Source organism: Variovorax sp. 20P10.2.4, assembly GCF_058244205.1.
On sequence record NZ_JBZAYE010000075.1, the window covers coordinates 1 to 19,423 of the forward strand.

Consider the following 19,423-nt stretch of genomic DNA (forward strand, 5'->3'; position numbering starts at 1 on the left):
TGCGCAACGAGATCGACATGGTGCTCGCGCAGATCGGCTGCGCCTCGTTCGACGCGCTCGACGCGCGCCATCTGCGCAGTGCGGGCGCCGAGGCTTTCGCGACCCCATCCCCTCCCCTGCCCGCCATGCCGGCGGCCAATGGCACCGCCTTCGATCCACCCAGGGCGGCGACCTCACAACCATGAAGGAGACAGCGATGACCTCACTTTTTCGCCTCGCGCGGCGGCTCGCCGCACTGCCGCTGGCATTCGCGCTGACCGCCGGCGCGCTGGCCCAGGGCTACCCGAACCGGCCGATCAAGATCGTGGTCGCCTACCCGCCCGGGCAGAGCACCGACATCGCCACCCGCTACTTCGCGGCCAAGCTCTCGGCCGCGCTGCACGAGGGCGTGGTGGTGGAGAACCGTCCCGGTGCCTTCGGCAACATCGGCACCGCCTATGCCGCGCGCGCCACGCCCGACGGCTACACGCTGATCATGGGCGCCTCGGGCACGCATGCGATGAACCCGGCGCTCTACGACAACATCGGCTTCGACGCCGAGAAGGACTTCGATCCCATCGTCGCGACCGCCTTCATCCCGATGGTGATCTCGGTGCATCCCTCGCTCGGCGTGCAGACGCTGCCCGAACTCATCAAGCTCGCGCGCAGCCGGCCCGACAAGGTCGACGTGGCGCTGCCCAGCGTCACGGCGCAGCTGGTGCTCGAGATGATCCGGCGCCAGAACGTGCCGCTGTTCTCGATCAAGTACAAGGGCTCGGGCGAGGCGATGACCGCGCTGCTGGGCAACCAGGTGCCGGTGCTGATCGACACGGTGGCGGCCTCGCGTGCGCAGTTCGGCAGGATCAAGCCGCTGGCCGTGACCTCGGCCAAGGCCATGACCGCGCTGCCCGAGATCCGGCCGGTGGCCGAACAAGGCCTCGAGGGCTTCAGCGTGGTGGCCTGGAACGCACTGATGGCGCCGCGCGGCACGCCGGTGGAGGTGCGCGAGCGGCTGGCCGCCGAGATGCGCAAGATCCTCGCGCTGCCCGAGACCGCCAAGGCGCTGCACGAGCTCGGCTTCGAGCCTGCGCCGCCGATGGACTATGCGCAACTCGTCGCCTGGCTGCGCTCGGAGCGCCAGACCAACGCCGAGATCATCCGCAGCGCCGGCATGAAGGCCGACTGACGCGCCGCCCCTCTTTCCCCTTTTCTTCTTTCATACACCCCCAAGGAGACATCCCATGACCGTGCTCGCGCAAGAACTCAAGGTCCGCCCGCTGCATTCCGATTTCGTGATCGAGATCGACGAACGCATCGAGGACATCCTCGCCAACCCCGACGCCATCGAGCAGGTGCGCCGCCTGTGGCAGGACGCGCCGGTCATCGTGTTCCCGCGCCAGTCGCTCGAGGAGGCCGACCAGGTGCGCTTCACCGAGCAGTTCGGCCACTGCGAGAGCGCCAACCGCAAGGACATCCAGTCGCCCTACCACGACGAGATCATCTACTTCAGCACCCTGCGCTACGCCGACGGCCGCTTCGTCGGCGGCTTCGCGGGCGGCGACGACGTCGACTGGCATTCGGACCAGACCTTCCGCGTCAAGCCCGCCACCGGCGCCATGCTCTACGGCCTCGAGGTGCCCAAGGGCGGCGGCGACATCTACTGGGCCGACCAGTACGGCGCCTGGGAGCGGCTGCCGGCCGACGTGCGCGCGCTGATCGACGGCCGCACCGGCACCTACCGCTATGCCAAGCGCATGGCGATCATGAACACGCTCGAGCTCAAGGACAAGGAGAGCGCGCAGGCCAAGGAGATGGCGAAGCTGCCCGATGCCTTCCACCCGGTGGTGCTCACGCATCCGCTGACCGGCCGCAAGGCGCTCTACGCCGACCCGACCACGCTGGTGGCGATCGAGGGCCTGAGCGAGGCCGAGAACGCGCGCGTGCTACCGATCCTGTTCGAGGCCGGCGGCAGCGCCGAACTCGTGTACCGCCACAAGGTGCGCAACGGCGACCTGATGATGTGGGACAACGGCTGCACCATGCACCGCCGCGACGAGATGCAGCTCAACCAGCCGCGGCTGATGAAGCGCACCACCTTCCGTCTCGCGGCCGGCGCCTACTGCGTGCCGCACTGAACGGGGAGCGACCGTGAACAGCTCCAGAGTGTTCCTGCGCGTCAATCGCGTGGAAGCGGCCCTGTGCGCGAAGGCGCGCGAGGCCACGGTGTCCGACCTGCACGAGGCGGCCGCGCCGCGCGGCATCGGCGGCCTGATGTCCAGCCGCATGCGGCCGATCCAGAAGGGCGCACGCATCGCGGGCCCGGCCGTCACGGCCTTCTGCGCGCCCGGCGACAACCTGATGATGCACCGCGCGCTCTATCTCGCGCAGCCCGGCGACGTGCTCGTGGTGGTCTGCGACGCCGAGACCTCGGGCGCCCAATGGGGCGACATGGCGGCACGCTATGCGCTGCGCAAGGGCCTCGCGGGCGTGGTGGTGCAGGGCTGCGTGCGCGACACCGACACGGTGGAGGCGCTGGGCCTGCCCGTCTGGTCCACCCACGTCCTCTCGATCCATCCCGACAAGTGCGGCCATGGCTTCGTCAACACGCCGGTGGTCTGCGACGGCGTGCTGGTGCAGCCCGGCGACCTCGTCATGGCCGACGGCGACGGCGTGGTCTGCGTGCCGCGCCGCGACGCCGGCGAGGTCGTCGAGGCGGCCCTTGCGCGCATGCGCAAGGAAGAAGAGATGGCGCGCGCAGTCGAGCGCGGCGAGGCGGTGTGGGACCTGGGCGGCTCGGCGGCGAGCTATGCGGCGATGCGGGTCGAGGAGATCGATGCGGCGTTCGACGACGTGCGCTGAGGGCGTGGGCGATGCGGCTTCCGAGACGATCCAGGGCGGATCTTTTTCAGGCCTTGTCGTGTCGCATGACGGTTGTGGGAAGTCACTTTGCTGCGAGTTGGTCAAAGTCGTTGATCCGAACTGATCGAGGTTCGTGCACTTTCACGCGAGGTCGAGAAGTGCCGGCGATCGGCCGCGCCGGCGTTCGCGAAGGAGAGGCGCGATGACGGGCGCTGGCCCCTGGAAGTCCTGCACCTGCAGGACGGTGCGGTATTCATCGACGACAACCTGATCGACCGATAGATCAAGCACTGGAAAGTCGGCACGAGGAACTGGCTGTTCGTGGACAGCCAGTCGCCTGCGGCGCGCGGCGGCGATGATGAGCCTGGTGCGGGCTGCCGAGCTCGACGGCCGGGACTCGTGGGGATGCCTGCGCAGCGTGCTGGCGCGCATCCACTCGCATACCTGCCACCGGCTGACGAACTGCTGCCGCGTCGCTGGTGGCGAGCACGGCAGAATGCGACCAATAGCCGGAGCCGGCCAGAACCGGCCGTTCGCCGAGCCGGAACAATGCGGCCAAGACCGGACGTTCAATCGATGGAGTAGACATGAGTCAAGAGGTGAGCTCATCTGACGCGGACAGGGCAAGAAGCGTTGTCTCGGAACACCCGCTTTGGGCAGGCACTACCGCTCACGTGTACTGTGAGAGCGACATCTTCAGCTCTCAAAAAAGCTTTATCGAGCGTGTACGCATGACTGACGAAGAGCGCGTCGCGCTGCGAGCTGCGCTCGCGGATGCAGAAACGGTCTTGGTGGTCAGCTACTTCACAGCCGACAAGACGCCGGAGCCGCTTTCAGGGGGAGGAAAACTGTACGGCTTCTTGATCCATCCCCATTCCTTTGCGCTGCTGCATGCGGGTGAAGGTACTTGGCGCGCGTAGCTCCTTCCACCCTCAAGGGTTTCGCCTTGCGCGAGCCTCGCAGAGTTTGAGGACTTATGGCGCCGTGCAGCTCAGCAGGATTGAGGCTTTTTAGAGGACGGCAATCTGCCTCGCCCCGCCACTCGAACGACTAGGCGAGAGGCCGCTTTGGAGCGAATCGACCTTCGGCTTCGGGCCCGAAGCCGACATTCGATAAGGCAAAAAGCGGTCGCTCAAAAGTGCCTGCAACGCTGCCGCGCGCCGATTCGGTGAGGCATTGACTCGACTGGCGGCTTAGCAAGTGCTAATACTCCTTCGCGCATTACCTAGAGAACTGGCTTTGCCCGTTCAGCAGCGCAGCGACTCTTTCCGCACCAGCAATGAGCCCACGTTCCCACAATACATCACGGAGAGTGCCAAGGTATAACTTCTCATCAACGAGCACTTCATATCCTGGAGGACTGGCGAACGCCCAACCATAGATAAGAAGCGAACCGGTTGGAATACGAATGCCCTCAACCTCGATGTCATACTCATCCAAGCCTTCCGGATAGATGACACCAAACCCGCCATCGCTATTGCCGTAACTCAGCCGTCTCTCAGCAAAATCCGGTAGCTCCGAAAGCGTCGACCACTCCAGAATTACCTCCCTACACGCCGCGCTCGGCTCTTGGGCATCCATCTCTTTCCTTCTGTGAAATCGAACCATCGAAACGGATGGCTCCTTTTGGCCGACTGTAGCCGGTCGCGCTACCGGCTTGAGCGGGCCCTAAGCCAGCGTACGGATTTTCGGCAAGCGGTCATTCATTTCGGCTGTTCACCGGGCATCGTTGGCTGAGTTCCAGCGTCGGCTCATGGTCTGGTAGTAGACCTCCTGAGGCCGTTCAAATGAGACACCGGCGAAACCTGACAGAGTGTGTGCCAATGAGTCGCTCACAAGCAAGTGGCCGAGATACTCCGCGTCACGCGCAAGTTGGTGCTCGTTCAAACAGCCCTCGAGGTATTCGAGATGCCGGAAGCTCATGATTTCTTGCGTTCCCGGGACCGTCGTGTACGCTGATTTCTTGTGATTGATGGCGAGCACCGTTGCAGTCACATTGAGCAAGGACCATCCATCCAGGTCACCGTCCGCTGCTTCGATTCGTGCTGGCACAAGCTGAATGTCTTGCGGACAGGCGTCGTGCAGTACTTGTGCCATGCGTTGGCTTACCATGGGTGCCGCCGTGTTTGACAGGCAGTCAAAGGCCATAAGGTCGCGGGTCCGCCCATCAAATCTCAGGACCGGCGCCGTCCCGCTGAACTCAATGTGCTTCCCATTGCGGAAGTCAAACCGGTCCAAGGTGTTCGAGCGCGAATATGTGCCGATGAGGCCATCAGAACCGGCCTCAGGAGTTCGCCATAGAAATGTCATAGGTTGGCTTGCTGGTTCCGACGACCGCAGTTGGCCGAAATCGGACATGCTAGCAAGGACTGCTGCGGGCCCAAAGCAAACGTCAGCCCCGAGAGTATCTGAACACTGGCAGGCCGATGAGCAACAGCCATTCTTCGAGTTCCTCTCGACTGGCTCGGCGACCGTTGTCGCCGCACACAACACCTTCATCGCCCGCCGCGGCCAGCAGGCGCTCAAGCTCTTGTTTGAGCGGGTCCGTAATGCTGGTTTCACCCGATCCAGTCTTCGGAGAGAGCGCGAACTCTGAGACGCCGACAACCCGGCCTTCAGCGTCGAGCGTCAGCTCTCTAATGGCAACCTGCTCGTCAAGGGGAGCGTCCTGCGTAAGGCAGACCCCGGGCTCCGGTCCTCCCCGCTGTTTAAGCCGTGCAAGCAACTCTTCTTGCCTGAGTTCTCTTTCCGATTTAGGGCGTAGTCTTGAGTAGTTCATGGATGCCCGCTTCTGGTCGATAGCCCGCACGTGTTGAAATAAATCTACCGCTGCTTTCAATGCATTGCGGTTTTATTAGGCCCGAAGGTCGGCGTATAGGGATACTCGCGAGGCCACTGCCCGTCCAACAGGAGCCAAGACTGAGAGATCGGTTTCGGTGCACGCCACTCGTCATCGACAGCCAGTCGCAGTGAGTCCGAATTCAGGGTGTCTTCGTCCAGGGGGAAGGCCAGCAGAAACTGTTGATTGACCGCGATTGCGGCAAATTCGTCCTGCTTGAACTGCTGCTGCAGGCCTTGATAAAGCGCGCTCAACATCAATCCGCCGGCCGGCGCCATCCAGCTCCCGCGGGAATAGCCAACCTCACGCCCGTCCAGCAGCGTGGCGCCTCCGATCTCGAACTCTTGCTGTTGGAACGATTTGGACAAGTTCTCCGTAGCTATCTCGAAGAGGCTATCCGGCGTTTCGTGCACCTTTTCAAGGTCTTGAGGCCTGACGTTCTGCACGGTTCCCAACCTGTCTATGACAAGGACCATGCGGACATCCTCTGAGAACTCCCATGTCACCAACGCATCCTTGCCCGCGTAGTCAACCCAGGACTTGGGGACTATGTAGGGATAGACGAGGTTCAGATCGTCGCGTGTGAAGGACCGAATATCAGGATTGCTCGCCCGTGTCGACTCCTGAATCTTGAAGATACCCCTCTCTTGCGCCTCGAATTTCCTGTCGATCAAAGTCCATCCGCCGAACATTTTTTTCTTCAGCATGAGGCGAACCGTCAGCCGGCCGTCCTCACGGCTTTCGACATCCAACATCACCACGCCGTTGGAGTCATCAGTCAGAGGAGTGATGACCACGCTCGCGATGATTTCGCGCCGGAGTGCAAGGCCGGTCAGTTCCGCGACGGTCCGCTTCAGTGCCCGTTCCCAGTCGTCACTCTCGATGGGCGATTGCACAACGGACATCTTTCCGCCGGGCATTTCCGCGATGCCGAACACGTCGAGACGGCCATTTGTCTCCAGCAGCCGTTTCACCCAGCTCTCAGCTTCATCAAGCAAACGTTGTTGGTGTTCCGTGAGGTTCATGAGGGTCTGCCGTTTTTAGGACCGTGGGGAATTCGAACTGATTCGATCGCGAGTGCCTTCCAGGGCTTTGTTGGGAGCTTCCCAGTCGCATATCCCGGGGCTGCCGCACATTCTGTAGCGACCGGCCAAACGAATGATCTTCCTCGTTCATGCACTTGTGGACCAGTGATAGCGAACAAATGCGTCCGGCATGCAAATGATGAGGTGAACTTCATCCCATGACTCCCCGGAAAGGATGTGCGTGGCCCAGTCGCAGTGTCGGGGTACATCGATCCTGGCGAAACGCTTGAGATATTCGCTGATGCTTCCTCGTTCCGCCACCCGATAGAAGGGCACGGGCTCAGGTAGCGCCGAGGCGGCTGGAACACCGATGGTCGACCCGGCAAACGCTTTCACATCCGGGTGTGGATACCTTGATCGTTTCGAGACATCAATCTCGAGTTTCTCTTCGGCGTCTGGATAGTCGAACTCAAACTGATCAATTCGGATTGAAAGCATGGGGTGAGGCCTCGGCTTTGTCCGCTTTCGCCAGCGCGCGTTTGAGGGGACTGGTTGAATTTCTGGTCGTGGCCGCGAGGCTCTCTAGGCCCAGAACCACATCATGCCGAGTTGCGTGCCGCAGGCGCGGTCAAGAAACTCGCGCAAGGCATTGACGTCTGCGACGGCATCGCGCGCAAGCTCTTGCTCATCGCTTTCGACGTCGCAAGCGTGGGCGCGCGCCCGCGCTTCCACCGTGGCCACATCCAGGTCGCGCAATGCTGCTCTGAGCTCGACGACCTGTGCGGCCCGAAACGCGTGCGCATGCCCAAGCCCCACTTCACCAAGCTCGACCGCCAGCCCAAGCATCTCTCCGCGGTATCGCCCTCCAACGTTGGGAAAGTTCGTGACGCCATCAACCTTGGCTGTAGTTCCGTTGAGGATGAAATAGAGCCCGCCCCTTGAGTACAGCTCCGTGCGGGCGGCTGCCGATTCCGGCCAAGCGCATCCGGCCTCGACATCGACTTCCCCGGTTGTGGTCATCCTCGGGCGCCTGCCGTCGATGAAATCGCGCGTGTGCGAAGTATTGACCCTCAAATGGTCCAACTGCCTATCGCTCACGGTACACAAGTTCAGGTCATACCCCATCGTCTTCTTTCCGGTTGGGCGGCTGGTTCGAATTCCCGCAGTTGACCGATAGCGAAAGTCTAGCCGCGTGCGCATGCTTTCGGTTTCGATGACATAGCCGCGCGCTTACGCTGAAGCAGCGGCAACAGCAGGTGGGCGGAGGTCGGCCCATCTGCTGCTGCAGTGATGAACTCTGCCATTGCAATAACCTTTGCTATCACAACAGCACCGTCAATCGCTCGCACTTCAATCCGTGAAAGTGACCGTGGCAAAGGGATTGCGCGGAGGGCGATGGGCCAGCAACATCCTAGGAAGTTGACTTTCAGCGCATGAACTTTGAACAACGCTGCGCGCGCAGTGGTCAAAGAATGTTGCGTAAGCCGATGACGCCCCTCAGGGCGCCGCGACGCACCTCCAAGCACTCAAGGCCTGCGCCGTAGGAATCTCCCCCGAAGCATTGCGCGCCAGCGAAGGCGCACCACCCCGCGCCTGGTCGTCACGCACCCAGCGGTCGAGATCGGCCAGCGCGTTCCAGTTCAGCTGCAGGGGCGTGAGGCCGAGCCGCTTGAGCACCGCATTCGTGTTGTAGAAGCCGTGGCTGTAGTCCTCGACGAAATAGGCGCGCACGGTGTTGCGGATGTCGGCGGCCGCGACCTGGCCGCCTGCGGGCAGGCCGTTCAGCTGCCTGACGAATTCGCCGGCCTGTGTGCAGGGCACGAGGAAGTCGGAGGTGCCCTGGTAGATCACGATCTTCTTGCCCTTGCCGCCATCCCTCTTCTGCCGCGCCGACATGCGCAGGAAGGGCACGAGCTCGGCGGGCCGCACGTTCCACACCGGGGCCAGTTGGTCGAGCAGCCGGTGGTAGCCGTCGTAGTCGGCGCCCGATTCGATCGCGACGTCGGCCAGGTAGCGCGAGGTCGCGCCCAGGCCGTCGCTCAGGGTCTGGGGCGACACGTCCTGGCCGAACAGGCTGGTGAGCATGGCGGAGGCGCTGGCCCAGTTGGTGGTCCAGTCGTTGACGGTGTCGGGCACCTGCAGGGTCTTCAGCAGGTTGGTCTCGTCGACCGGTGGCGCGCCCGCGACGATGCCGTCGTAGGCATCGGGCCAGTTGGCGATGGCCTTGAGCGCCTGCCGGCCGCCGGTGGAGATGCCGACGAAGTAGGTGTCGGTGGGCGCGGCGCCGGTGAGCTTCTTGAGCAGGTACAGGCCAACGTCGAGCGATTTCTTGATCGAGTCCTGCCCGAAGTTCTTCACCATCTCCTGCCTCGCGACATCGGCGAGGTTGCGGCCCGGGCGCACGAAGTCGGGATCGAAGGCACCGTTCGAGCCGTCGGCGCCCGCGTCGCTGAGCACCACGGCGTAGTTGGCCAGCGCCATGCCCTGCAGCGGCAGCGCGAACTGCTGGCTGGTCTGCGTGCCGGCGGCGACCACGTCGGACTTCCAGGCGAAGCCGCCGCCGCCGAGCTGCACGAACTTGCCGTTCCACTGCGCCGGGATGTAGATCTGGTAGTTGATGTCGCGCACGCGGTAGCTCGGGTCCTTCACGGCCGGGTCGACGCCGCCGGGCGAGGTGGGCTGGATCGTGCCCTTGACCAGGCAATAGGCCGGCAGCGCGAGCCAGACCTGCTGGACGGACGTGACCTTGAAGCCGCCGGTCTTCGGCGAAGGGAAGCGGCTGCCGCGGAAATCGTTGAGCACGGCGTCGCCGTACTGCGAACCCTCGAGTTGATTCGAGCAGGTGCGCACGAGGGTGTTGGCAATGTCGGGGGCCGCCTGGGCCCACGAGGCGAGTGCGCCGCAGGCCAGCGCCACGAGCAGCGCGCGGATCCACCGCGCGAGGTTCTCTGTCTTGGTCAAGATGTGTCTCCAACGTGATCGGTTCGAATTCACAAGACCCCACGCCTGAGCCGGAGCGGGGACCACGCCTTCTTCCAGAGGCCGTGAAATTCTTGATCGCGCTGGAATGGACCGCACTATCCCTGCGGCGCCAATTGAATGACTTCGGGCGCCCGTGGCCCGCGACGCCTCAAGCCTCGCGCCGGATCTGCGGCGCGGGCAATCCCTCGATCATCACGTTGAGGCAAGCGGGCTTGCCGCTCGCGATCGCGCGCCGTGCCGCGTCGGGCAGTGCATCGGCCTCGGTGACCAGCTCGCCGTGCGCGCCGAAGGCCTGCGCCACCGCGTCGTAGCGCGTGGGCTGCAGCTCGCAACCGATCAGCCGCTCGGGCCCGTAGTCGCGCAGCTGGATCTGGTATTCGGCGTTCCAGCGCGCGTCGTTGCCCACCACCGCCACGAAGGGCAGGCGGTGCCGGATGGCGGTATCGAACTCGGCGATGTGGAAGCCCACGGTGCCGTCGCCCATGACGGCGATCACCGGCGCCTCGGGCTGCGCGCAACGCGCGCCGAGCGCATAGGCGAGCCCGGCGCCGATCGCGCCCGCCACGCCGTTGTTGACGCGGTGCGGCGCACTCAGGCAGGCCATGGCCCACTGGCCGATCTCGCCGCCATCGCAGACCAGCACCGACTCGGGATGGCTGTCGAGCAGGGCCTGCAGCGGCCGCAGCATCTGTACCGGGTGCAGGCGCTGCGGCAGCGAGGCGCGCGCGTCGTTCCAGGCGGCGGGGCGATAGGCGAGCCACGCGTGCGCTTCCTGCAGCCACGAAGGATCCCGGGCGCCAGCCGCGGCCGCGGTCAGCGCCTGCATCGCGAGCCAGGCATCGGCCTGCGCTTCGGTGCGCAGGCGCTCGCCGAGGGCACGGCGGCTGCGCGCGAGTTCATCGGCATCGGGATCGATCTGGTGGACCTTCGCATCGGCGGCCAACGCGGCGCCGAACTTCAGCGTGAAGTCCAGCCGCTTGCCCAGCAGCAGCACGCAGTCCGCGCGCGCCAGCAGCTGCGCGAAGGCGCCGAGGCTCGCATCGCCGATGCCGCGCGGGCTCTCCATGCCGGCGACCGGCACGCCCGTGGCCTGCTCCAGCGCGGCGATCAGCGCGCGCCCATCGCGCGTGAGGCAGGACGGGCCCGCGAGGATCAGCGGGCGCTCGGCCTCGGCGAGCTGCCGGGCCAGCTCGGTCGCGAGCGTCGGGTCCAGCAGCCGCGGCTCGGGCGCGAAGGCTTCCGGGCCGAAAGCGGGCACGGTGGCCGCGCCCTCGAGCACATCGCTCGGCAGGCTCAGGTGCACCGGGCCGGGCCGCCCCGACTTCGCGATACGGATGGCCTTGGCCACATCGCCCGTCACCGCGTCGGCACTGGCGCAGCGCCACGCGGCCTTGCAGACCGGCTCGGCCATGTCGGCCTGGCGCATCTCCTGGAACGCGCCCTGGCCCAGCTGGTCGTTCGGCGCATGGCCCGACAGCAGCACCACCGGCGCCTCGGCCATCTGCGCGGTGTAGAGCGCGGCCACGGCATTCGCATGGCCGGGACCGCCGGTGACCAGCGCGATGCCGACCTCGCCCGACACCCGCGACCAGGCATCGGCCATGTGCACGGCGCTGGCCTCGTGGCGCACGTGCACGAGTTCGATGCCCGAGCCGAAGGCCGCGTCGAACACCGGCATGACGTGGTTGCCCGAGAGGGTGAAGATGCGCGCGACGCGGGCCGCGCGCAGGCATTCGATCAGCGCATCGGCGCCGCGAAAGATTCGGGTGGAGGGCATGCAGCGGACAAGGGGGAGCTAGGACTTGCGCGATTTTCCGGGCAACAGCGCCGCGACCACGCCGAGCAGCGGCAGATAGGCGATCGCCTGATAGACGAAGGCGATGCTGGTGTGGTCGGCCAGCAGGCCCAGCACCGCGGCGCCCAGGCCGCCCATGCCGAAGGCGAAGCCGAAGAACAGCCCCGAGACCATGCCGACCTTGCCCGGCATCAGCTCCTGCGCGTAGACGAGGATGGCCGAGAAGGCCGAGGACAGCACCAGCCCGATGACGATGGTCAGCGTGGTGGTCCAGAACAGGTCCGCATGCGGCAGCAGCAGCGCGAACGGCGCCACGCCCAGGATCGACACCCAGATCACCGGCTTGCGGCCGATGCGGTCGCCGACCGGCCCGCCGAGCACCGTGCCCACGGCCGAGGCGAACAGGAAGAAGAACAGGTGCAGCTGCGCGCTCTGCACCGTGAGGCCGAAGCGGTCCATCAGGTAGAAGGTGTAGAAGCTGCTGATGCCCGCCACGTAGAAGTACTTCGAGAAGATCAGCACCAGCAGCACCGTGATGGCGCCGAGCACCACCCGGCGCGGATAGGGCGACTCGACCGCGCCCTTCTTGCGCACGCCGGCCGTGACGTGATGGAAGGCATACCAGCGGCTCACCTGCAGCAGCAGGCCGATGCCCAGCAGCGCGGCCAGGCCGAACCAGGCCACGCTGTGCTGGCCGAAGGGCACGATGACCGCGGCCGCGAGCAGCGGCCCGATGGCCGTGCCGAGGTTGCCGCCGACCTGGAACACCGATTGCGCGAGCCCGTGCTGGCCACCCGAGGCGAGCCGTGCGATGCGCGAGGACTCCGGATGGAAGATCGACGAGCCGAGCCCCACGAAGGCCGCGGCCAGCAGCACGATGCCGAAGCTGGGCGCGAAGGCCAGCAGCAAGAGGCCGATGAGCGTGGCCGTCATGCCGATGGGCAGCGAGTAGGGCTGCGGGCGCCGGTCGGTGAACAGGCCGATCAGCGGCTGCAGCAGCGAGGCCGTCAGCTGGTAGGTCAGCGTGATCAGGCCGATCTGCGCGAAGCTCAGCGAGAACGCGCCCTTGAGGATCGGGTACATCGCGAGGATCAGCGACTGCATCATGTCGTTGACCATGTGCGCGCTGCTGATGGCGCCCAGGATGCCGAAGGCCGGCTTGGCCTTCGCGGGACTGGCGGCGGCGCCAGCGGGCGTGGCCTGGGATTCGATGGGGGCGGTCGCGGAAGGCGGCATGGGGACTTTCACACTGGGGAGACGGGACCGGCCGGCACGAGGGCACGAGGAGCGCGAGTTCGGGAGGAACGGGCCGCCGGCGCCCCGGAATTATGGGAGGATGCGCCTCGCCTGTCTTGCGCCAACCGACCAACACCTTTCGCAAAAAGGACATGAACCTCCCGCGCCGTCCCAAGTCATTGCCCGAGGTGCTGCGCGAGATCGAGGGCGAGTCCTCGCCGATCGCGGGCCGCGCCACCGACTACCCCGCCGGCTGGCACATCCGGTCGCACCAGCACACCAAGCACCAGCTGATCTATGCCTTGCGCGGCGTGATGGTGGTGCAGGCCGAGGCCGGCCGCTGGGTGGTGCCGCCCACGCGCGCCATCTGGATGGCCGCGGGCATGGCGCACGAGATTCGCTGCGTCGGCGAGGTCCACATGCGCAGCCTGCTGGTGAAGCCCGAGGTGGCGCCCCGGACCCTGACGACGACGCAGGCCGTGGGCATTCCACCGCTGCTGCGCGAGCTGATCCGCGCGGCGATGGAGGTGAAGCAACCCTATGCGCCCGGCACCCGCGACGGCCGGCTGATGCGCTTCATCCTCGACGAGCTGCGCAGCCTGCCCGTGCTGCCGCTGCACCTGCAGATGCCCGCCGATCCGCGGCTGCTGCGCATCTGCGAACCGCTGCAACAGCGCCTGGACGATGCCTCCACCCTGGCCGACTGGGCCGAGCGGCTGTCGCTCGACGTGAAGACCATCCAGCGCCTGTTCATGAAGGAGACCGGCATGACCTTCGGCCAGTGGCGCCAGCAGGCCCGGCTGCTGCGCGCGCTGGAGCTGCTGGCCGATGGCGAGAAGATCATCGACATCGCGCTGCGCCTGGGCTACGACAGCCCCGGCGCCTTCGCGACCATGTTCCGCAAGCACTTCGGGCAGACGCCGAGCCAGTTCTTCGCCGAGCCCTGAGCGGGCGCGCCACGGGTCAGGCGTCGGCGCACTCCAGCGCGAAGGTCGGCACCTCCGCCTGGCGGCTCAGCCACACGCCGCCGCCCATTTCCTTGAAGCCGCGCGTCAGCCCGCGCCGATACACCTGCGCACGGTGGCGGAACAGCCGCGGGTCGCTGAGGTCCTCGTCGACCACGTCCTGCTCGAAATCCTCCTGCGTCACGGCCTCGAGGTAGAGCGCGCCCGCGCTGAGCGACCCCAGGTTGCGCAGCGCGGTCTTGAGGTCGGAGGGTTCGAGGTAGGCCAGCACGCCCTGGCAGATCACGAGGTCGAAGCGCTCCCTGGCACGGTAGTCGACCACCGAGCCCCGTTCCCAGCCGTAGCGCTCGCACAGGTATTCGCTGAACTCCACGCCGTGGTAGCTGGCCTTCGGAAAATGCAACGCGATGGCATCGCGCCAGTGGCCGATGCCGCAGCCCATGTCGAGCACGCGCCGCACGGGCACGCGCAGGTACTTGAGGTACGAACAGACGAAGGCCGCGAGGCGCTCGGCGTGCTGCGGGTCGACCACCTTCGTTTTCTTGTCGAAGTAGTAGCGCCGGTAGTAGGCCTCGTCGAAGGTCGCCGCGTCGGCAGATTGCATGCAGGTTGTCTTTCAGGGAGTGCGGGCATCGGAGGGAGGCCCGGCGCCATTTTCGCCCGGGAAGGCCCGTTTGGCGCCGCCGCGCCGTCAGGCAAAATGCCATGTCGGCCCTCCATCCGCCCACGCACCGAGCGTGGCCCTCGTCTCCCTCAACACGCAAAGCGCCTCCCGCCACTTGGAACGGCCGCCCCAACCCACGACCACGCAGCCCGTCACGCTGGCCAACTGCGACAGCGAGCCCATCCACATCCCGGGCCTGGTGCAGCACCATGGCGCACTGTTCGCGTTCGACGCCTCCACCCTCACGCTGACGCGCGTCAGCGCCAATGCCCGCGCGCTGCTCGGCGACACGGCGCCCGCCCTGGGCGAACGGCTGTCGAGCAGCCATTTCATGGGCGACGCGCTGGTGCACGAGGCGCTGCACGAGGCCAACGGCGTCGCGGTCGATACCGGCGAGGGCTCGCCGATCAACCTCGAGGTGACGCTCGGCGAGCGCCGCTTCGACCTGATCCTGCACCGCGTCGGCTACGAGCTGGTGGCCGAGTTCGAAGCCCGCGACGCCACGGCGGACGCGGTGTCGGACTTCGCGCTCAAGGCGCACCGCGCGATGGACCGGCTCAAGCGCCAGGGCTCGATCGACGGCCTGCTCAATCTCTCGGTGGAGGCCGTGCGGCAACTCACGGGCTTCGACCGCGTGATGGCCTACCGCTTCCGCCACGACGACAGCGGCGAGGTGGTGGCCGAGCGCCGCCACGAGGCGCTCGAGCCCTTCGTGGGCCGCCGCTATCCGGCCAGCGACATCCCGGCGCAGGCGCGCCGGCTCTACGTGATCAACACCCTGCGCCTGATCGCGGACGTGCAGTCGGCGCCGGTCGGGCTCGACGTGGCCGATCCGCAGCTGCCGCCGCTGGACATGAGCCACTGCACGCTGCGCAGCGTGTCGCCGATCCACATCGAGTACCTGCGCAACATGGGCGTGGGCGCGTCGATGAGCATCTCGATCGTCATCAACGGCCAGCTCTGGGGCATGCTGGCCTGCCACCATCGCAGCGCCCACCAGGTGCCCTACGCCATCCGCATGGCCTGCGACGTGCTCGCGCAGGTGCTGGCCTCGAACGTGCAGAGCCTGCTGGCGCGCGAACAGGCGGGCCGGGCCTCGAACGCGGCGCAGCTGCGCGGCTCGCTGATCGAGGCCGTGCTGCATGCCGAGGACACCTTCAGCGCGCTGATCGGCCTGGCGCGCCCGCTGGCCGATGCCTTCGACGCGCAGACGGCGGTCATCGCCGAGCAGTCGCGGCTGCACGTGGAAGGCGACATGCCGCGCGAGGCCGCGGCGGCGCTGATCCAGTGGCTCAGCGCCTCGACGAACGGCGACCAGATCGTGGCGCTGCACGAGCGCGAGCAACTGCCCGAGAACCTGCGTTCGCTGAGCGGCGTGTGGTGCGGCTTTCTCGCGCTGCGCTTCGACGCGATCGACAACGGCTGGCTGGTGCTCGCGCGCAAGGAACAGGTCGAGACCATCAGCTGGGGCGGCAAGCCCGAGAAGCATTACGTGAGCGGCCCGCTCGGGCCGCGGCTCACGCCGCGCGGCTCCTTCGACGTCTGGAAGCAGACGGTGCGCGACACCAGCGTGCCCTGGGGCGCCAACGACCTCGACTTCGCGCGCCAGCTGCGCGACGAGCTGATCCGCGCCAGCGCGGCGCGGCTGGCCGACACCTACAAGGCCCGCACCGAGCTGCTGGCCGTGCTCGGCCACGACCTGCGCGACCCGCTGCAGTCGATCACGATGGCGGCCAAGCTGCTCGAGCGCAGCCTGCCCGACGGCAGCAACGCCGGCGCGCGGCTGGGCCAGCGCATCCAGACCTCGAGCAGCCGCATGGCGCGGCTGATCGGCCAGGTGCTCGATGCCTCGCGCCTGCAAAGCGGCATGGGCCTGCAGATGGTGCCGGTGCAGATCGACCTGGCGCGGCTGCTGGAGGACGCGGTCGACGAGTCGCGCACCGCCTACCCCGGTTCGCAGCTCGAGCTCGAGGCACCCAAGACGCTGCCCGTGCTGGCCGACCCCGACCGCATGGCGCAGCTGGTCGGCAACCTGGTGAGCAATGCGCGCCATCACGGCCTGCCCGGCGAGGCGGTGCGCATCCGGCTCGAGCAGGTCGACGCGCACGTGGTGTTCAGCGTGGCCAACCGCGCGCCGCCGATCGACGCCGCGCTGGTGCCCGACCTGTTCAGCGCCTTCAAGCAGCGCAGCGTGCCCAACGAGCGCAACAAGGGCGGACTGGGCCTGGGGCTGCACATCGCGCAGGCCATCGTGCGCTCGCACCGCGGCAGCATCGGCTATGCACACGACGACGGCTACGTGGTGTTCACGGTGCGGCTGCCACACACGCCCACGCCCTGAGCTTTTCGCGCCGGGCGGTGCGAGACCCGCTCCTATAATCCGCCCCGCCGGCCGATGCAAACGAAAGCATCACCCAAGCCGGCGTGCGCGAAGGTGCGCCGGTCCCTCGACCGGCGTTAAACGGGAAGCAGGTGACGAGCCCCTTTGGGCCCCATTCCTGCGCTGCCCCCGCAACGGTCGGCGGATTCGCGGTCCTCACAGTCGATGCCTTCGCGGGCACCGGCGGCCACTGTGCCTCGGCATGGGAAGGCGAGGATCGCGGCAACGAAGCATCGCTCGATGCCTCGCTGCGCTCCGCAAGCCCGGATACCGGCCTTCGCCTCGTTCGGTCGCTGCGGGAGTGCAGGCAAGCCGGGCCGGTCACGCGTGGGCGCGGACCCGGTCGCTTGCAGCATCCATCGGCGCCCGGTTTGTTCTCATGGCCCGCGGGAGCGCGGGCCCGAAGGAAGCCCCACGTGCGTAACATCTCCAGGCGCGGTCGCGTCAGACCCCACCAAGCCCTCATCGGATCCGGCGTCATGCTGCTCGCCTCGGTCGCTTCGGCCCAGGACGCCGAGGGCGCCGGCTCGCTGCCGCCCACCACCGTCAGCGACCGCAAGACCATCTCCACCGCCACGCGCCAGGAAGCCGACACGCTGCGGCTGCCCTTCGCGACCTATTCGGTCGAACGCGCGCAGCTCGACGCGGTGGGCGCCGTCACGCTCGAGGACACGCTGCGCAGCGTGCCGGGCCTGCAGTACGGCACGCAGGGCAACTACTACTCGCGCTTCGAGACCCGCGGCCTGCGCGACACGCAGGACGTGCTGGTGCTGATGGACGGCGTGCCGCTGCGCCTGCTGCAGGGCAATGCCGACATCACGCTGATCGCGCCCGACCTGGTGGACCGGCTCGAGTTCATCAAGGGCCCGGCCTCGGCGCTCTATGGCAAGAACGCGATCGGCGGCGTGGCGCAGTTCTTCATGAAGCCCGAGCGCGCGGGCGGCAGCCTCACGGCCACCATCGGCAGCTACGGCCGCCTCGACGGCAGCCTGCGCTACCGCTGGGACTTCGAGCGCGGCAACCTCTACATCGGCGTGGCCAACAGCGACTACAACGGCTTCCAGCGCGATGCCGGCCGCGCGCAGTCGGCCGTGCTGGTCGGCGGCGACTTCGCCGTCACGCGCAACTGGACCACCGGCTTCCAGCTCTACGACACGCGCGTGCGCGGCGACCGCGGCTCGATCGTGCCGCTGGTCAACGGCAAGCCGATCTTCGGCATCACCTCGCGCGACAACTACGGCATTCCCGACTCCTACGTCACGGGTGACTACCAGTCGTTCTCGTGGAAGAACCGCTTCGAGCTCGGCGCCGGCTGGTCGATCAACCACCTGAGCAGCTTCGCGCGCTACAACCGATTCTTCGCCGGCGGCATCACCATCGTTCCGCCGCCCGCGGCCGTGAGCAAGGGCTATTCCGAGAGCTACACCGCCGACCGCGGCGTCTACCACGAGCTCGCGGCCACGCACCTGATGGCGGGCAAGGGCTGGAGCAACGAGTTCCAGGCCGGCTTCAATCTCGAGCGCGGCTGGCAGGGCCTCGACTCGCCGAGCTTCAGCAACGCGCCCACCTACCGCGGGCCGTTCTACGACATCCCCGTGAGCAACGTGCGCAACGATCCGCGCGGCGTGCGCGGCAGCATCACCTCCTCGCGCTTCGACCAGGAGGTGCGCAGCGTCTACCTGCAGGACCGCTTCGAGTACGGCCCGGTCGGCTTCACGCTGGGCGTGCGCCACGACCGCTTCGAGCAGACGCTCGGCCGCACGGGCACGCAGGTGATCTCGGCGCAGGAAGGCAGCCACACCAGCCCGCGCGCCGGCGTGGACTGGCTGTTCCTGCAGGGCGATGCCTCCTCGCACGCCGTGTTCGCGAACTGGAGCGAAGGCTTCCGGCCGCAGGCCGTGGCGCTCAACACGCGCGGCGGCGTGGTGGTGCCCGACATCCTGCGGCCCGAGATCACGCGCAGCAAGGAAGTGGGCCTGAAAGGCCGCGCGGCGGACGACCGCTGGAGCTACCAGCTCAGCCTGTTCGAGGCCGAGAAGATCGACGGCCAGCGCTCCTACCGCAACGGCCCCGACTCCTTCGTCTTCAGCAACGCGACCTCGCGCACCAAGGGCATCGAAACCCAGTTGCAGTTCCAGCTCTCGCCGCGCTGGAGCGGCTACCTGCACTACACCTGGCAGGACGCGCGGCTCAAGGACTTCCAGACCTACACCGACAGCGGTGCGCGCAGCACCAACTTCGGCGGCTACCGCGTGCGCATGTCGGCCCACAACATCGCGGGCGCGGGCCTGACCTATGCGCACGGCGCCTGGGCCGTGACCGGCACGGCCAGCTACGTGGGCAGCCGCTACCTCCGCGACAATGCGGTCAATCCGCAGAAGCTGCCCGGCTACCTGCTGCTCAACGTCGCCGTGGCTTACCGCGTCAATCCTTCGCTCACACTGCAGGCCGGGGTGAACAACCTAACGAACAAGTACTACATCGCGGACGACCTGTCGGCGCAGGAAGCCGGCAACGCCGGCGCACCGAGGACGGTGTTCGCCCGCGCGCGCTACACCTTCTGAGCGTGAACCGGCGCGACGCGATCCTCGGCATGGTGTGCATGACGGCCGTTCTGCCCGCGGGCGCCGAGGAGGCGCCGTCGGCCGACTTCCCGCGCGAGCTCGTCGATGCGCTGGGCCGGCGCGTCGTCGTGCCGC

At 66.8% G+C, this 19,423-nt stretch carries 19 protein-coding genes and 1 riboswitch; of the genes, 8 read left to right on the top strand and 11 right to left on the bottom strand.

The annotated features are described in order from the left end of the window. The 4 genes from AC27VN_RS10260 to AC27VN_RS10275 form a co-directional block, all read left to right on the top strand. On the top strand, nt 1–185 hold a 185-nt coding region (locus AC27VN_RS10260), incomplete at its 5' end, for a hypothetical protein (RefSeq protein WP_490876478.1). An 11-nt stretch (nt 186–196) separates the two neighbouring features. Continuing rightward, entirely contained in the window at nt 197–1,165 is a 969-nt protein-coding gene (locus tag AC27VN_RS10265) for a Bug family tripartite tricarboxylate transporter substrate binding protein (protein WP_490876479.1), read from the top strand. 55 nt (nt 1,166–1,220) lie between these two features. Next, a complete protein-coding gene (locus AC27VN_RS10270; protein ID WP_490876480.1) occupies nt 1,221–2,114 on the top strand; it encodes a TauD/TfdA dioxygenase family protein in 894 nt (297 codons plus the stop codon). Nucleotides 2,115–2,127: 13 nt separating this feature from the next. Beyond that, the gene (locus AC27VN_RS10275; protein ID WP_490876481.1) at nt 2,128–2,838 is read left to right on the top strand and encodes a 4-carboxy-4-hydroxy-2-oxoadipate aldolase/oxaloacetate decarboxylase; all 711 of its coding nucleotides are present in this window, start codon (nt 2,128–2,130) and stop codon (nt 2,836–2,838) included. 141 nt (nt 2,839–2,979) lie between these two features. Here the strand turns inward: AC27VN_RS10275 and AC27VN_RS10280 are convergent, their stop codons facing one another. Beyond that, nucleotides 2,980–3,270: a hypothetical protein gene (locus AC27VN_RS10280; RefSeq protein ID WP_490876482.1), complete on the bottom strand. Its 291-nt coding sequence runs from the start codon at nt 3,268–3,270 to the stop codon at nt 2,980–2,982. A gap of 299 nt (nt 3,271–3,569) precedes the next feature. On the opposite strand from AC27VN_RS10280, the gene AC27VN_RS10285 reads away from it, so the two are divergent. Next, complete coding sequence (locus AC27VN_RS10285; RefSeq protein WP_398491882.1) at nt 3,570–3,758, top strand: hypothetical protein; 189 nt, start codon at nt 3,570–3,572, stop codon at nt 3,756–3,758. 301 nt (nt 3,759–4,059) lie between these two features. On the opposite strand, the gene AC27VN_RS10290 is transcribed toward AC27VN_RS10285, so the two are convergent. The 9 genes from AC27VN_RS10290 to AC27VN_RS10330 form a co-directional block, all read right to left on the bottom strand. Beyond that, nucleotides 4,060–4,419, bottom strand: coding sequence for a hypothetical protein (locus tag AC27VN_RS10290; RefSeq protein ID WP_490876483.1), 360 nt, complete (start codon nt 4,417–4,419; stop codon nt 4,060–4,062). Nucleotides 4,420–4,554: 135 nt separating this feature from the next. Beyond that, on the bottom strand, nt 4,555–5,196 hold the full coding sequence (locus tag AC27VN_RS10295; RefSeq protein ID WP_490876484.1) for a hypothetical protein: 642 nt from the start codon (nt 5,194–5,196) through the stop codon (nt 4,555–4,557). Nucleotides 5,197–5,230: 34 nt separating this feature from the next. After that, on the bottom strand, nt 5,231–5,617 hold the full coding sequence (locus AC27VN_RS10300; RefSeq protein WP_296779450.1) for a hypothetical protein: 387 nt from the start codon (nt 5,615–5,617) through the stop codon (nt 5,231–5,233). Between the two features lie 56 nt (nt 5,618–5,673). Further along, nucleotides 5,674–6,702, bottom strand: coding sequence for a hypothetical protein (locus tag AC27VN_RS10305; RefSeq protein ID WP_490876485.1), 1,029 nt, complete (start codon nt 6,700–6,702; stop codon nt 5,674–5,676). Nucleotides 6,703–6,849: 147 nt separating this feature from the next. Beyond that, nucleotides 6,850–7,200 carry a hypothetical protein gene (locus AC27VN_RS10310; RefSeq protein WP_490876486.1) on the bottom strand — a complete coding sequence of 117 codons (351 nt, stop codon included), beginning with the start codon at nt 7,198–7,200 and terminating at the stop codon, nt 6,850–6,852. A gap of 84 nt (nt 7,201–7,284) precedes the next feature. Further along, nucleotides 7,285–7,827, bottom strand: a complete 543-nt coding sequence (locus AC27VN_RS10315; protein ID WP_490876487.1) for a hypothetical protein — start codon at nt 7,825–7,827, stop codon at nt 7,285–7,287. Nucleotides 7,828–8,199: 372 nt separating this feature from the next. Beyond that, on the bottom strand, nt 8,200–9,663 hold the full coding sequence (locus AC27VN_RS10320; RefSeq protein WP_490876488.1) for a tannase/feruloyl esterase family alpha/beta hydrolase: 1,464 nt from the start codon (nt 9,661–9,663) through the stop codon (nt 8,200–8,202). Nucleotides 9,664–9,832: 169 nt separating this feature from the next. After that, the gene (locus AC27VN_RS10325; protein ID WP_490876489.1) at nt 9,833–11,461 is read right to left on the bottom strand and encodes a thiamine pyrophosphate-binding protein; all 1,629 of its coding nucleotides are present in this window, start codon (nt 11,459–11,461) and stop codon (nt 9,833–9,835) included. 18 nt (nt 11,462–11,479) lie between these two features. After that, entirely contained in the window at nt 11,480–12,715 is a 1,236-nt protein-coding gene (locus AC27VN_RS10330; protein ID WP_490876490.1) for an MFS transporter, read from the bottom strand. A 152-nt stretch (nt 12,716–12,867) separates the two neighbouring features. Between AC27VN_RS10330 and AC27VN_RS10335 the strand changes: the two genes are divergently transcribed. Next, nucleotides 12,868–13,662 carry an AraC family transcriptional regulator gene (locus AC27VN_RS10335; protein ID WP_490876491.1) on the top strand — a complete coding sequence of 265 codons (795 nt, stop codon included), beginning with the start codon at nt 12,868–12,870 and terminating at the stop codon, nt 13,660–13,662. Nucleotides 13,663–13,678: 16 nt separating this feature from the next. On the opposite strand, the gene AC27VN_RS10340 is transcribed toward AC27VN_RS10335, so the two are convergent. Further along, nucleotides 13,679–14,284 carry a class I SAM-dependent methyltransferase gene (locus tag AC27VN_RS10340; protein ID WP_490876492.1) on the bottom strand — a complete coding sequence of 202 codons (606 nt, stop codon included), beginning with the start codon at nt 14,282–14,284 and terminating at the stop codon, nt 13,679–13,681. 175 nt (nt 14,285–14,459) lie between these two features. Here AC27VN_RS10340 and AC27VN_RS10345 point away from each other — a divergent pair, with 175 nt between their 5' ends. Next, nucleotides 14,460–16,685, top strand: coding sequence for an ATP-binding protein (locus AC27VN_RS10345; protein WP_490876493.1), 2,226 nt, complete (start codon nt 14,460–14,462; stop codon nt 16,683–16,685). Nucleotides 16,686–16,759: 74 nt separating this feature from the next. Next, nucleotides 16,760–17,016: riboswitch (cobalamin riboswitch) on the top strand. A gap of 187 nt (nt 17,017–17,203) precedes the next feature. Then, nucleotides 17,204–19,288: a TonB-dependent receptor gene (locus AC27VN_RS10350; RefSeq protein ID WP_490876494.1), complete on the top strand. Its 2,085-nt coding sequence runs from the start codon at nt 17,204–17,206 to the stop codon at nt 19,286–19,288. The last annotated feature ends 135 nt before the right edge of the window (nt 19,289–19,423 follow it).

What these genes read in the sequence shown, in the direction of transcription:
- AC27VN_RS10265 (WP_490876479.1), top strand. Translation starts at nt 197, where the DNA reads ATGACCTCACTTTTTCGCCTCGCGCGGCGGCTCGCCGCACTGCCGCTG.
- AC27VN_RS10270 (WP_490876480.1), top strand. Translation starts at nt 1,221, where the DNA reads ATGACCGTGCTCGCGCAAGAACTCAAGGTCCGCCCGCTGCATTCCGAT.
- AC27VN_RS10280 (WP_490876482.1), bottom strand. Translation starts at nt 3,270, where the DNA reads ATGCGCGCCAGCACGCTGCGCAGGCATCCCCACGAGTCCCGGCCGTCG.
- AC27VN_RS10285 (WP_398491882.1), top strand. Translation starts at nt 3,570, where the DNA reads ATGACTGACGAAGAGCGCGTCGCGCTGCGAGCTGCGCTCGCGGATGCA.
- AC27VN_RS10290 (WP_490876483.1), bottom strand. Translation starts at nt 4,419, where the DNA reads ATGGATGCCCAAGAGCCGAGCGCGGCGTGTAGGGAGGTAATTCTGGAG.
- AC27VN_RS10295 (WP_490876484.1), bottom strand. Translation starts at nt 5,196, where the DNA reads ATGTCCGATTTCGGCCAACTGCGGTCGTCGGAACCAGCAAGCCAACCT.
- AC27VN_RS10300 (WP_296779450.1), bottom strand. Translation starts at nt 5,617, where the DNA reads ATGAACTACTCAAGACTACGCCCTAAATCGGAAAGAGAACTCAGGCAA.
- AC27VN_RS10305 (WP_490876485.1), bottom strand. Translation starts at nt 6,702, where the DNA reads ATGAACCTCACGGAACACCAACAACGTTTGCTTGATGAAGCTGAGAGC.
- AC27VN_RS10310 (WP_490876486.1), bottom strand. Translation starts at nt 7,200, where the DNA reads ATGCTTTCAATCCGAATTGATCAGTTTGAGTTCGACTATCCAGACGCC.
- AC27VN_RS10315 (WP_490876487.1), bottom strand. Translation starts at nt 7,827, where the DNA reads ATGGGGTATGACCTGAACTTGTGTACCGTGAGCGATAGGCAGTTGGAC.
- AC27VN_RS10325 (WP_490876489.1), bottom strand. Translation starts at nt 11,461, where the DNA reads ATGCCCTCCACCCGAATCTTTCGCGGCGCCGATGCGCTGATCGAATGC.
- AC27VN_RS10330 (WP_490876490.1), bottom strand. Translation starts at nt 12,715, where the DNA reads ATGCCGCCTTCCGCGACCGCCCCCATCGAATCCCAGGCCACGCCCGCT.
- AC27VN_RS10335 (WP_490876491.1), top strand. Translation starts at nt 12,868, where the DNA reads ATGAACCTCCCGCGCCGTCCCAAGTCATTGCCCGAGGTGCTGCGCGAG.
- AC27VN_RS10340 (WP_490876492.1), bottom strand. Translation starts at nt 14,284, where the DNA reads ATGCAATCTGCCGACGCGGCGACCTTCGACGAGGCCTACTACCGGCGC.
- AC27VN_RS10350 (WP_490876494.1), top strand. Translation starts at nt 17,204, where the DNA reads ATGCTGCTCGCCTCGGTCGCTTCGGCCCAGGACGCCGAGGGCGCCGGC.